The sequence below is a fragment of the Allobosea sp. GW823-FHT02B03 genome (assembly GCF_058797755.1).
Window position 1 is genome coordinate 785,026 of record NZ_JBXAJY010000003.1, and the last position, 12,491, is coordinate 797,516.

Here is a 12,491-nt window from a genome sequence, read left to right on the forward strand (position 1 = left end):
GCGAGCACTCAGGTACGCCAGCGCAGCCTTTCGGGAACCAGCGTGTTGCTGAAGGCCTTTCCCTCGTGCCGGGCGGCGGCATAGTCCCGCTTCAGGCGGAAATACCATTGCGCCAGCCGGTCGGCCTGCCCGAGCAGCAGCATGGTCGGCTTCCGCTCGAGCCCCTGCTGGGCGAGCTCCAGAATCCGCTGGTCCTGCCGCAGGAAGGCCCGCCCCACCCATCTGATCAGCGGCGAAAGCGGCATGAGCTGCGGCAGGTCCGACAGCAGCACATTGGTGAACAGCGTCCGGCGCGCATCGATCGGGGTCGCGAAGGTGGCGTTGATGATCGAACGATCGCCGATGCGGATGCGCTCGATCCGTTGTCCGGGCAGCAGGAAGTCGACCTCGGTCTGCGGCCGGCCGAGCAGGCGATAGCCGCGCGAGTTCGTCGAGGCCTGATGCGCCGTCATGCGGAAGCCGAAGGGCAGCGGCTCGAAATCCTTGACCTTCTCCCGCGCCGTCGCGGTCGGCCGCCACCACCATGAGTTATGGACATAGCCGACATGACCGGGGTCGATCAGGCTGAGCACGCACAGATCGTAGGAGGCGTCGACCAGGACGGAGACAGCCGCCCGGCAGCGCGTCGCGCCCGCCAGGGTCAGGGCCGGCACGGGCGGCGCCGCGGCCACCTCCGCGCCCATGTAGAGCCAGATGATGCCGTCGCTCTCGCGGACCGGAAACGCTCCGACCTTGACCTGGCCGGGGTCCGCGACATCGCCGTCGACCAGCGTCGGCATCGCCTGGCAGCGGCCATCGCCCCCGAAGCGCCAGCCATGGAAGGGACAGGTGATGGCGTCTCCGTCGAACCGTCCTTCCGAGAGCGGCGCGCCGCGATGCGGGCAACGGTCGCGCAGCGCGAAGAGGCGGCCCGTCTTCATGCGGCCGAGCACGATCTGCTCGCCGAGGACGGTGATGCTCGTCATCGCGCCCGGCGCGAGGCTGCCGGTGCTCTTGACGCAATACCACGCCTCGCGCGGCGGCTCGCGGAACTCGCTGGCGGCGGGCGCTTCCGCCGCACTGGCCGTGCCGGCTGTCGTCGTCGAACTGGTCATTGCGGCTCAAGCTCCGGCCGCGGCTTGCTGAGCGCCGCGCGGGCCGCAACCAGCCGCTCGCCAGTTGCAGGAACATTGCAGAAAAACGGCTTCCGGCCCGAATGGGGCAGCCAGAACGCAAAGAAGCCCGGCCAGAGGGCCGGGCTTCTCAAATTCGTCGGATCAGGCTGCGGTCAGCGCGAGCACCGACCGCTTGCTAAATCACTTGGCCGGGGTCGGGACCGACTTGGCGACGATGCCTTCGAACGGCTTGTAGGCGTCCTTGGCGATGGCCGAGAAGAGCTCGCCCATCTTGGTGACCTGGGCGACATAGCCCTCGAAAGCGGTCTTGACGTAGTCGCTCTGGATCTCGATGGCCTTGTCGAGCGTCTTGACGCCGGCAAGCTTCTCGATCGTAGCCGTGCCGGCCTCGAACGACTTCTTGGCATAGTCGGTGGCCTCGACGGCGAGCGTCTGGACGCCCTTCGAGGTGGCGCCGAACGACTTCAGGGCAGCGTCGACGTTCTCTTTGGAGGCCTTCTGGATGGTCTCGAACTGCTGGATCATTTTTCCCACAGCGCCTCGGGGGGCGCCGCCTCTTGCTGGCGAGCCTTGCGGCCCAGGTTCCTCGCCCCAAGGTCGGATGAAACGCTCATCACCGGGGACCGCCTCTATATTGTGCAGCGCAACATAAAAGTCAAGGACACGTTGCAATGCATCAAATGCAAAGCCGCCCGGCCTGTCGAGGGAATGGTTCGCAGCGATACAGAGCGGCTATCGTCAGGCTTAACACCTCCGTAACCGCATCGCTCTAACCTCTCTCAGTGTGTCCTTCCAGCCACGCCGAAGATCGGGCGCAGGTTGGGCGGCAAGTGTCGAGTTGAGGCGAGTTGCATGGCTTCTGGTTGCGTTGGTACCGGGCGCGGACGCTGGTTCGCGTTCATCGGGCTGGTGAGTGTCGCTGCCGTGACCCTGGTCGCGACGGCCTCCCCCGCTGAGGCGGCGCGCAAGAAGCGTCGCCAGGTCAGTGGCGGCTATGCCCCGCCCTATGCCGCGATGGTCGTCGACGCCAAGAGCGGCCGCACGCTGCACGCGGTCAACGAGGATGCGCCGCGCATCCCCGCCTCGATCACCAAGGTGATGACGCTCTATCTGCTGTTCGAGCAGCTCGAGCGCGGCCGGCTGGGCATGGACTCTCCGCTCCGGGTGTCGGCCAACGCCGCCCGCGAGGCGCCGTCGAAGATCGGCTTCGAGCCGGGCGAGACGATCGCCGTCCGGGACGCGATCCTCGCCCTGATCACCAAATCGGCCAATGACGTCGCGACCACCGTCGCCGAGAACGTCGGCGGCTCCGAGGACGAGTTCGCGCGGATGATGACCGCACGCGCCCGCTCGCTCGGCATGAGCCGCACCACCTTCTACAACGCCCATGGCCTGCCGCATGATCCGCCGAACCTGACGACGGCGCGCGACCTGACCATTCTCGCCCGCGCCATCCAGGATCGCTTCCCGCGCTACTATCCGATGTTCGGCACGCGCGTGTTCAACTATGCCGGCGGCGCCTATCGCAACCACAACAAGCTGCTCGGCCGCATCGAGGGCGTGGACGGCATCAAGACCGGCTACACCCGCGCCTCCGGCTTCAACCTGATGACCTCGGCCAAGGCCGATGGCCGTCACGTCGTCTCCGTCGTGCTCGGCGGGCGTTCCGGCGCTTCCCGCGACAAGGTCATGGCCGATCTCGTGGTCGCCGCCCTGCCCCGTGCCACCAGCGGCGGCCGCAGCGCCCCGATGGTCGCCGAGGCTCCCGAGCCGCAGCCGGAGCGCGCCCGCATCGCGGCGCCCGCCGTCGCGCCGGAGCCGCTGGCCCGCCCGGCCGCCATCTCCCAGGCGGCAGTGGCCCAGGCTCCGGAGCCCGCTCCGATGCCGGTGCCGCGCCCGCGCATCGAGCCCGAGCTGCCCGCCGCCGCCCGCGCCTATGCGGCGACGCCGACCACCACCCCGATCGCCCCGCCGCGCCCGATCGCCGCCAGCGCCGGCGGCCAGCCGCTGCAGCTCTCCGGCATGCGTCCGGTCGCCGCCACGACGACGCCGTCCGCCATGCGCTGGTCGATCGGCGCCCCGCCGGCCGACGGCAAGATTCTGCGCCCGCCGGCGAATGTCGACACCACCTCCTCGATCGCCAAGGTCGCCGAGCCGGCGCCCGCCGCCCAGGTCGCGCTGGCCCAGCCCGAGCCGCGCAAGATCGAGGCGCGCCTGCCCGAGCCCGCCAAGGCCGAGCCCGCCAGCCAGATCGCCAAGTCGAGCGAGCCCAGGCCGGCCGAGCGCCGCGTCGAGAAGGCTGCGCCCGCCTCGAAATGGGTGATCCAGCTCGGCGCCACCGACGACGAGACCAAGGCCAAGGACATCCTCGCCCGGGCCCGCGCCAAGGCTTCCGGCCCGCTCGCCGACGCATCGCCCTTCACCGAGAAGGTCGAGGCCCGCGGCGCCACGCTCTACCGCGCCCGCTTCGCCGGCTTCGAGGAGTCCAAGGACGCCGAGAAGGCCTGCGCCCAGCTCAAGCGCGGCGGCTTCGCCTGCTTCGCGACCCGCGGCTGAACGATCAGGGAAGGAACTCAGCCATGTTTCTTCAGCAAGGTATCCTTGGCTTGATTGACGCGGGCGGCAAGGCCGCTGGTACCCCCGGCGTCCGGATGGATACGTTTCATCAGGCCCCGATGGGCCTCGCGAACCGCCTCCTCCCCCGCGCCCGGCTGAAGCCCCAGGATCTCGTAGGCCTCCTGATCCGACATCGTGCCCGGGCGCGCCGTGCTGCCCTGCCCCGCGTCGCGGTGACGATCAGCGTCTTCACGCCAGCCGGGCGCCCGGCGGTCGAGATAAGCCTCTAGCAATCGCGCCCCGTCGGGGTCCGCCGCGAGGCACTCGCGCATCAGCGCACCGAGCTCGGCGAGGCTGAGCTCATCGAGATCGCGGCCGGCGAAACTGCCGGCCTGCACCTTCCCGGTAACGCCGCCGCTGTCATGGTCGAGCTCCATGGCGAGCAGGACCGAGGCCACCTTCGAACGGCCGGCGGATTTCGTGCCGCCCCAGTCCTTGGCCCAGTCGGGCATCTTCAGCCCGCCCGGCCCATAGGCGCTCCAGCCGAGCAGCCAGGCGCCGAGACCGCCCATGAAGATCGCCATGTCGAGGCGCCCGCGCAGCATCATCAGCGCCGCGATGCCGAGCGTCGCCGTGCCGCCGATGACCTTGCCCAGCTTGACCAGCTTCTTCGGGTCGGCTCCGGCGAAGAGCTTCGACAGCCACCAGACCAGGATGACGGCGGCAATGCCGTAAAGCAGCGTCACGATCTGCGGCCCTCCATCGCCGTCAGCAATCCCTGGGCTGCCGGACTGTTGCCCGCCAACCGCAGCAGCGCCTCGCGGCCGCCGCTGGCATAGGCGGCGGCGCCGCGCAGCAATTCGAGCAGCGAGTTCGGCGCATTGGCGTCGAAGCGCGCATGCGCCCCGCCGGTCAGCCGCGCGATCTCGGCGAAGGCGGCACTCGCCGCCGGATCGAAGCCTTCCTGGAAGACGAAGCCGCGCACCCCGCGCAGGCCGAGCTCGCCGGCGAGCGCACAGAGCCGGTCGACCTCCTCCTCCATCGCATCGCCGACATAGACGAAGGCGCGGATCGGCACCCGCCGCTCCTCGTCGCGGATATGGGTCAGCACCCGGCCGATCTGGGTCTGCCCGCCCTGGCAGGCGATGCCGTTCATCAGCCCGGTCAGGCGTCGCGGCTCGCCGATCCAGCCCGAGGCGCGACATTCGGCGAGTCCGCGGAAATAGACGAGCTGGACCGCAAGGCCGCCGGTCCTGTCCGCAACCTCGAACATCCTGCCCTGCAGCGAGCAGGCGAGATCCCAGGTCGGCTGGCGGCTCATCGTGGCGTCGAGCGCGAAGACCAGCCGGCCGGCCTGGCCGGTCGCGAGCGGGGCGAGCTGCTTCGCCGCGCCGAGAAAGCGGTCGATCTCGCCAGGCTTCGAGCGCGCCGCGCCCTCGCTCGGTCGCGTCTCCTTCGCCTTGCCTACTGCCTTGCCGTCTTCGTTCGCCATCGCGCTCGCCGGGATTCGCCTGTCCCGAAGATATTGGCCGCGCCGCCGGCATTTGCTACCCGTCCCGCAGCGCACCTTCCGTTTGGCCAGCTTCGGCCGAACGGTCGAAAGCCGCGCGACGCAATGGATTGGGCATCTCGGCGCGCGAAAGTGATCCCACTTCGCGGACCGGGCCCGGGAGGAACGGCATGGGGCAGGTCGCGGTTTTCGAGTCGGTCAAGGCGATGCGCGCCGCAGTAGCCGGTTGGCACGCCGCTGGCGAGAAGGTCGCGCTGGTGCCGACCATGGGCGCGCTGCACCAGGGCCATATCGCGCTGGTGACCGAGGCGCAGAAGCACGCCAAGCACGTCATCGTCTCGATCTTCGTCAACCCGACGCAGTTCGCGCCGCATGAGGATTTCAAGAAGTATCCGCGGACCTTCGAGGGCGACCGCGCCCAGCTCGAAGCCGTCGGCGCCGATGCGATCTTCTTCCCGCCGGTCGAGGAGATGTATCCGCCGGGCTTCGCGACGCGCATCCTGCTGCTCGGGCCGGCCGCGGTTGGCCTGGACGACCGTTTCCGCCCGACGCATTTCGAAGGTGTCGCAACGGTTTGCTGCAAGCTCTTCACCCAGAGCCGGGCCGATCTCGCCGTCTTCGGCGAAAAGGACTACCAGCAGCTCAAGGTGGTGACCCGCATGGCCGCCGATCTCGATCTCGGCATCCAGATCGTGCCGCTCGCGACCTTCCGCGAGCCCGACGGCCTCGCAATGTCCTCGCGCAACCGCTACCTCTCGCCCGAGGAGCGTGCGCTGGCGCCCCTGCTCCACCGCGTCATGCAGGCGCTGGCGGCACGGCTGCGCAACCGCGATGACCTGTTCCGCGCCGTCGGCGAGGCCCAGAGCGAGATCATCACCGCCGGCTTCGAGCTCGACTATCTCGAGGCGCGCCATGCCGAAACGCTGGCCCCCGTGACCTCGCTCGCCGACGGGCCGATCCGAATCCTGGTCGCGGCCAGGCTGGGCGCGACCAGGCTGATCGACAACATCGCGGTTTAGGCGGCCGCCGTTTTCACCGGAGCCTGACGTTCCGCGTGCAGGCTCTCACGAACTTCGCCTTGGCCGTGACGCCGAGCGAAACGGTCTTCTTGGCCGCATCGTAGGAGGCGTAGCTGCGCTCGCCGGGCTCCGGCGGGTCGTCCAGCCTCGCCAGCGGGAACCACTGGAAGCAGGCCCTGCTGTCGCGGACGCTCTGCGTGCCATCGGCCGCGATCATCACGATCCTGGCCGGGCAGTTCGCAGCCCAGGACTGGGTCGAGCTCGACGAGTTCGCGCCCATGTCGCAGCCGCCCTCGCCGCCGTCGAACAGGATGCTGGCGACGATGGTGGTGTCGCCGTCCCTGAATTCCTTCCAGAGGATGTCGAACGGGCCGTTCTGCCCCGGCTTCAACTCGACCAGCGCGGTCTTGTTGAGAACCGCGATGCGCTCCTTCCAGAAGCCGAAAACCCTGGCCTTTTCGGCGCCCGGCTTGCTGATGCGCAGGATCTGCATCTCGTCCTTGGCCGCTTGGGCGAGACCGGGCCGGGCCAGCCCGACCGAGGCGCAAAGCGCCAGCGCGACCATCGCAAATCTGCTCATCGGATATCCCCGGGATGGGCTTCAAGCCGGTGCAAGTGCGCCGCAAGCCGTCACTGCTTCACGAATGTGCCGATGTCGGCGCGGCATTTGTCGATCTTTCCCGCACGCAGAAAGGCATCGAACAGGCTGCCGCCGCCCTCGGCGACGCCGAGCCCGACCAGGATGCCGCCGAGCGCCGCATCGCGCATGGCCTGCATCTCCTCGGAGCCGGCATTGATGTTGAGGCAAGGCACGAGGTCTTCGGGGCCGGCAAAGGCCGCCACCTTGCGATCGAGCGACTTGATCAGCTGGACCTCGACACCGTCCGGCCGCTTGACGGTCTCGAGATTGCCGATGGCGATGGTGTCGCCCTCGCCGACGGCGCCGAATTCGACCCAGCGCTTCTTGAAGATCCAGCCGGACTGGCGCAGGCGGAGCTGCACCCCCTCCATGCCGGCGCTGCAGACCAATCCGGGAAAGTTGAAATCGGCGAGCCGGCCCTGATTGCCGTGGACGGCGAAGCGCTGGTCGTCGAAGGCGCCGTCGGGATCGGCGGCCTCGGCGGCGGCCTTGCACCGCCTCGGCTTAACCTCGCGCTTCTTGGCCTCGCAGACACCCTTCAGCCTGCTCCAGGCCTCCCTCGGGAGGTTGTCGAGCGGGCGCGGGCATGGGCCCCAGCAGCTCAGGAAAACCCAGGGCGTGCATTGGCTGTTGGCTTCCTGCAACGCCTCGTTCGAGAGGCCGGCATCGTCGTACTCGCGGACGATGCGCTTCTCGACCTTGGTGACGACGTCGTTGACGAAGGGCTCGACCGCGCGCTGATGGCTGGCGATCAGCCTCTGCCTGACCGACGGCCCTCCGAACATCGAGAAGCTCTCCGGTCCCGCGGCCTTGTTCAACGCGTCATCGGTCAGGGAGAATGGCGACAGCGCGGCGCTGTCGGCATCCCCGGCCCGCGCGACCTCCGCGGCCTTCTTTTCGGCTTCGGCCCTGCGGCCGACGAGATAGCCGGCAATGGCTGCGGAGACGTATTTTCGCGCCTCGTCGCGGCACACCTCTTCGGTGGCGTATCCCTTGCCGCGATATTGCTGGCAGAGCTGCCCCTCGGACCTGATCGGCCGGATGTCGAGTGAAACCTGCAGGCGCCCCAGGATCTGGTTCAGCTCGGCGCCCGTGACCGGCGCCTCGTTCTGCCCGGAAGCGGTCTGCGCCCATGCGCCGGTCGCCAGAACCAGCGTCGTCAGAAGTCCGAAGGCAAGTCTCACTCAGGCACCGTCTAGGCTCAGCAGTCGAAGCCGAGGACCTAGAGGGTGGCCGAATAACAAAGCGCTAAACCGGAAGGCCCAATTCGAATACTCCGCTAGAACCGGTAGGACACGCCCGCGATCGGGCCGCTGAAGCTGGTATCGTAGACGAATCCACCGCGCCGGTAGTCGACAGCGAGATGGCGGTAGCCGACCGACATCGCCCAGTTCGCGTTGAAGGCGTAGTCGACGGTCCCGCGCAGCTCCCAGGTCAGCCGCGAGCTGCCGGCGCCGATATCGCCATAGGCGCTCAGGCCGAAGCCGTTGCCCAGCACGGCGTGAACGCGAACGCCGGCCACCGGGTCGATCCAGGTATGGGTGGAGCCCGCCGAAATCGGCAGGATGCCCGCGAGCTGGAGATCGAGGTCGGTGGAGATCGACCAGATCCGTCCGCCCGCCACCAGGTCGGCGGTGAAGGAGCTGCTGTCGTAGAAGCGGTAGAAGCCGGTCATCGTAGCGGTGAACGTCTTCGAGGTCAGCGACGCGCCGGTATATCCGGGCGCGCGCGGGACCACGTCGCCGCTCCGGTCGAGCGATACCGCGACATAGGTCAGGTCCGCCAGAAGGCCCCAGCGACCGTTCCGGTACTCGCCCGCCACCATCGCCGCGAAGTCGAGATTGCGAAGGATGTCCGTGAACGACACGTCGACGTCGACCGTCGGCAGATTTCGACGCGCTCCCAAAGTGCCGCTGAGGCCGGACGCCCAGAAGAACGGCGTCAGGCGAATCTCGACATCGGGAACAGGGATGGGGGCGGGAGCAGGCGGCGGCGCCATGTCGGCGGCGTGAACCGAACCTGCCCAGCCCGTCGCGGCGGCCAGGAGTATTGCAGCAATACGTGACATCGAACGCGCCCCCGTCGTTTCGTCTGCCTATTCAGTTAGGTCGATATCGGCGTCTTCTCGGCTCAGGCATCTTCAGTACCGACGCTCGGCCGGCTTTCCCGGCTCTCACTTTGAGATCGAGACCGCTTTATCGATCAGCTTGCGGTGCAAGCTGATCGGAACGGCATCTAGCGCGGGCACACGTCCCAGAAGCCCTGGGTGCGCTGCGGGTCGGTATAGAACCAGCAATAGCCCGGCGCCGGCGCCGGCGAGGTCGCATAGGCCGTGGCAGCCGCCGCCGCGACGAAGCCGACGGCAGCGCCGGAAACGACTGCCATTCCCGGATGCCACCAATAGTTGTTCGGCCGCACCCAGGCGGCACCGGTCCGGCCTGCGACCACATTGCCGCGCGGGCCACGGGCGACATAGCCCCTGCCGGCGACGGCTCCCGCCGGGCCGCGCGCGGCATAACCCCGCCCGGCGACGACACCGCCCCTGGGCCCGACCGCGACCCCACGCCTGGCGACCCCGCCGCGATACTGGGCGAACTCCACGACCTCGGGCACAGCGATCGTCGATGCAGGAACAACCGGCGCCGCCGAAGCCTCGAAGGACGCGGCGAGAGAGAGGATCGCAGCGGCCGACAGCACATGAATGGACTTCATGGTATTCGCTCCCTTATCCGCGTCGCCGTTTCTTGAAGGCTCGCGCTCGGAGCCTCCCGCGTCCCCCGGCGCAAGTCAAACGCTGAATTGCCGTTCAGTCATTGCTCACGGTATCGCGCGAATGCCAGCCGGCTACCGTGCTGCGAAGCAATTGCGCGCTCTCGGGCCTAGAGCAGCCCGAGTTCCGCGAGTTCGCGCCGCATCTGCTCTGGCATGGCGCCGAGATCGCCGCTGCGGCCATCGATGTCGCGCGGCGCGTCCTTGTCCTGCAGGTAGCGCCAGCCTTGAAATGGCCGGTACGGCCTGGGCTCGACCGGCACGACCACCGGCTCCATCACGAGATGGCAGCGGCCGATTCCCTCCCCGTCGGTGAAGGGCCGGATGTCGATCAGCCGCTGGCGGGCGCTGAGCTGGCCCTTGATCACCCAGTAGAGCGAACCGCCGGAGACGATCTCCTCGATGCGCTTCGGCACCATGCGGGTGGTGTGCAGCTGTTCGGCCGGCTCGCCCCGGGCGCGGCGCTGCGCCTGCCGCTCGGCGATCCATTCCTCGAGATCGCTGATCGATTCGGCGCCGACGCAGAGTTTGAGCAGATGAAGCGGCATGGTCCTGCAGCCTAGTCCCGCAGGAAGCGGCGGGCCAGCCACGGCGCGCCTTCTCCACAGCCCCCGCGCTGGAGCATGTTGCCGCGGCCGGGCCAGTGCTACCGGCCGGCGAGCGGTGCCTCAGCGGCGATGCGCCAGGATGTTGACCAGCTTGCCGAACGGGTCGCGCACGAAGAAGCGCCGCACGCCCCACTCCTCGTCGGCCGGCCCGTATTCCACTGCGATCCCGGCCGCGAGCACACGCTTGTGCGCCATGTCGAGATCGTCGACCTCGACCGAGATGTCCGGCACCGGCGCACCGGCGCCGCCCTGTCTGGCGAAGCTGACCTGCGGCGCCGAATTGCCCTCCGCCGCGTAGGTCACGATCCAGCCATGGTCCATCACCCGCTTCAGGCCGAGGATCTCGCCATAGAATTGGCGCGCCCGCTCAGGATCCTCGGTTGCAATATTCGCCACGATCCGATTCACGATCATCCTGTCCTCCCTCTCCCGATTTCGGAGCTTCTTGATGCAAGGACTCGCAGGCAAGGCCATTCTCGTCACCGGTTCCTCGGCCGGAATCGGCCACGCAATGGCGCGGCGGCTCCTCGCCGAGGGCGCGAGGGTCCTGATCCATGGCCGCGAGGAGAGCGAGGTCAAGGCCGCCTGCAGCAAGCTCGGCACCGGCTGCCACGGGGTCGCCGGCGACCTTGCCGAGCCGGCGACGGCGCAGGTGCTGGTCGACGCGACGCGGCAGGCCTTCGGCCGCATCGACGGGCTCGTCAACAATGCCGGCATCTATCCGCGCGGCGTCATCGGCGAGAGCACCGCGGCCTTCTTCGACCATGTCTTCGCCATCAACACCCGCGCGCCCCTGCTCTGCGCCGAGGCCGCGATCCGCGCCTTCCGCCTGCAGAAGTCGGGCGGCGCCATCGTCACCGTCGGCTCGATCAATGCGCTTTGCGGCCAGTCCGACCTCACGGTCTATTCGATGTCCAAGGGGGCGCTGACCACGATGACGCGCAATCTCGCCGACGCGCTCGGCAGCGAGCGGATCCGCGTCAACCAGCTCAATGTCGGCTGGACCTTCACCGCCAATGAGGACTCGACGCAGCAGCGCCATGGTCGAAAAGCCGGCTGGGAAAAGGACGTCTCCGCCCTGTTCGCACCGACCGGCCGGCTGATGCAGCCCGAGGAAATCGCCGCCCATACCGCCTTCTGGCTCTCGGATGACAGCGCCCCGGTCTCCGGCCAGATCTACGAGGCCGAGCAATACCCGCTGATCGGCCGCAACCGGTCGCAGATGAGCTGAGCCGTGACCGTACAGCCCGCAGAATACGCGCCCTGGCTGGCGCGCTGGGGACTCGTCCCCGATGGCGCGCCGATCACCACGCATTCCAGCCGCCTGCTGCCGGTCCGGCGCGGCGAAGAGCCGGCCATGCTGAAGCTGCCGGACTCGCCCGACGAGCGCCTCGGCTACCTGCCGCTGGAATACTGGAACGGCGACGGCGCCGCCCGCCTGCTCGCCCGCTCCGACTCGGGCGATGCCATGCTGATCGAGCGCGCCACCGGCCCGCGCTCGCTTTCGGCCATGGCCCGCAGCGGCGCGGAGGGCGACGATGAGGCGACCGCGATCCTCTGCGACGCCATCGCCGCCCTGCAGCAGCCGCGCGGCCCGGCGCCGTCGGGCCTGATCGCGCTCGAAACCTGGTTCGCGGAGCTGTTCCCGATGGCGCGGGAGCGCGGCGGCATCCTCGCCCGCTCGGCTGCGTCAGCCGCGGAGCTGCTCGCGGCGCAACGCGAGATCCTGCCTCTGCACGCCGACCTGCACCATGACAATGTGCTCGATTTCGGCGCGCGCGGCTGGCTCGCCATCGACCCGAAATGCGTCATCGGCGACCGCGCCTTCGAATACACCGTCCTGTTCTGCGATCCCGACCTCGCCGATCCCGAGCCGCCGGTCGCCACCCTGCCCGGCCGTTTCGAGCGCCGGCTGGAGATCGTGCTGGCGAAGTCCGGGCTGGAGCGCGAGCGCCTGCTGAAATGGATTCTGGCCTGGTGCGGACTCTCGGCCGTCTGGTTCCTCGGTGACGAGGACCCGCTGGCGGAGGTCAATTTTGCCGTGGCGGAGCGGGCGATCGTCGCGCTGGATGCGGGTTAGCACCGTCGCTCCGCGCGCCGCGCCGAGCATATTGGCGCGGGATCCCCTCTCCTGAAAGGAGAGGGGTAGGGGTGAGGTGTTCAGATCGGAAACGTTGGCGTGAACCCAACCGCGCGGTCATGCCCCGCGGAACTGGTCAGACGGCCTACACCTCACCCTGCCCTCTCCTTACAGGAGAGGGTTCCCCGCGCCTC

General features: G+C 68.7%; 14 protein-coding genes. 4 read left to right on the forward strand and 10 right to left on the reverse strand.

Translation table 11 applies throughout. The features are described from left to right. Positions 1–8 precede the first annotated feature (8 nt). Together AC1REK_RS13315 and AC1REK_RS13320 are read right to left on the reverse strand one after the other, a co-directional pair. Positions 9–1,094: a Rieske 2Fe-2S domain-containing protein gene (locus tag AC1REK_RS13315; RefSeq protein ID WP_492267681.1), complete on the reverse strand. Its 1,086-nt coding sequence runs from the start codon at positions 1,092–1,094 to the stop codon at positions 9–11. A gap of 201 nt (positions 1,095–1,295) precedes the next feature. After that, a complete protein-coding gene (locus tag AC1REK_RS13320) occupies positions 1,296–1,640 on the reverse strand; it encodes a phasin family protein (protein ID WP_066470002.1) in 345 nt (114 codons plus the stop codon). A gap of 327 nt (positions 1,641–1,967) precedes the next feature. On the opposite strand from AC1REK_RS13320, the gene AC1REK_RS13325 reads away from it, so the two are divergent. Next, the gene (locus AC1REK_RS13325; RefSeq protein WP_492273798.1) at positions 1,968–3,671 is read left to right on the forward strand and encodes an SPOR domain-containing protein; all 1,704 of its coding nucleotides are present in this window, start codon (positions 1,968–1,970) and stop codon (positions 3,669–3,671) included. Between the two features lie 17 nt (positions 3,672–3,688). Here the strand turns inward: AC1REK_RS13325 and AC1REK_RS13330 are convergent, their stop codons facing one another. Next, entirely contained in the window at positions 3,689–4,417 is a 729-nt protein-coding gene (locus AC1REK_RS13330) for a J domain-containing protein (RefSeq protein ID WP_492270834.1), read from the reverse strand. Continuing rightward, positions 4,414–5,163 (reverse strand): VWA domain-containing protein, encoded by a 750-nt coding sequence (locus tag AC1REK_RS13335; RefSeq protein ID WP_327520997.1) that lies wholly within the window; start codon positions 5,161–5,163, stop codon positions 4,414–4,416. The genes AC1REK_RS13330 and AC1REK_RS13335 overlap by 4 nt, the downstream gene beginning before the upstream one ends. A 188-nt stretch (positions 5,164–5,351) precedes the next feature. Between AC1REK_RS13335 and panC the strand changes: the two genes are divergently transcribed. After that, complete coding sequence (gene panC / locus AC1REK_RS13340) at positions 5,352–6,200, forward strand: pantoate--beta-alanine ligase (RefSeq protein ID WP_327520998.1); 849 nt, start codon at positions 5,352–5,354, stop codon at positions 6,198–6,200. Between the two features lie 13 nt (positions 6,201–6,213). Here the strand turns inward: panC and AC1REK_RS13345 are convergent, their stop codons facing one another. The 6 genes from AC1REK_RS13345 to AC1REK_RS13370 all read right to left on the reverse strand — a co-directional run bounded on the left by AC1REK_RS13345 (position 6,214) and on the right by AC1REK_RS13370 (position 10,631). Further along, entirely contained in the window at positions 6,214–6,780 is a 567-nt protein-coding gene (locus AC1REK_RS13345; RefSeq protein ID WP_492270835.1) for a hypothetical protein, read from the reverse strand. Positions 6,781–6,830: 50 nt separating this feature from the next. After that, positions 6,831–8,024, reverse strand: a complete 1,194-nt coding sequence (locus tag AC1REK_RS13350; protein WP_492270836.1) for a hypothetical protein — start codon at positions 8,022–8,024, stop codon at positions 6,831–6,833. A 95-nt stretch (positions 8,025–8,119) separates the two neighbouring features. Further along, the gene (locus AC1REK_RS13355) at positions 8,120–8,908 is read right to left on the reverse strand and encodes a hypothetical protein (protein WP_492270837.1); all 789 of its coding nucleotides are present in this window, start codon (positions 8,906–8,908) and stop codon (positions 8,120–8,122) included. Positions 8,909–9,075: 167 nt separating this feature from the next. Then, positions 9,076–9,552, reverse strand: coding sequence for a hypothetical protein (locus tag AC1REK_RS13360; RefSeq protein ID WP_316020354.1), 477 nt, complete (start codon positions 9,550–9,552; stop codon positions 9,076–9,078). A gap of 167 nt (positions 9,553–9,719) precedes the next feature. Continuing rightward, positions 9,720–10,157 (reverse strand): DUF1489 family protein, encoded by a 438-nt coding sequence (locus AC1REK_RS13365; RefSeq protein WP_327521003.1) that lies wholly within the window; start codon positions 10,155–10,157, stop codon positions 9,720–9,722. A 120-nt stretch (positions 10,158–10,277) separates the two neighbouring features. Continuing rightward, on the reverse strand, positions 10,278–10,631 hold the full coding sequence (locus AC1REK_RS13370; protein WP_492270838.1) for a VOC family protein: 354 nt from the start codon (positions 10,629–10,631) through the stop codon (positions 10,278–10,280). A gap of 34 nt (positions 10,632–10,665) precedes the next feature. Between AC1REK_RS13370 and AC1REK_RS13375 the strand changes: the two genes are divergently transcribed. Beyond that, on the forward strand, positions 10,666–11,448 hold the full coding sequence (locus AC1REK_RS13375) for an SDR family oxidoreductase (protein ID WP_492270839.1): 783 nt from the start codon (positions 10,666–10,668) through the stop codon (positions 11,446–11,448). A 3-nt stretch (positions 11,449–11,451) separates the two neighbouring features. Beyond that, positions 11,452–12,297: an aminoglycoside phosphotransferase family protein gene (locus AC1REK_RS13380; protein ID WP_492270840.1), complete on the forward strand. Its 846-nt coding sequence runs from the start codon at positions 11,452–11,454 to the stop codon at positions 12,295–12,297. The last annotated feature ends 194 nt before the right edge of the window (positions 12,298–12,491 follow it).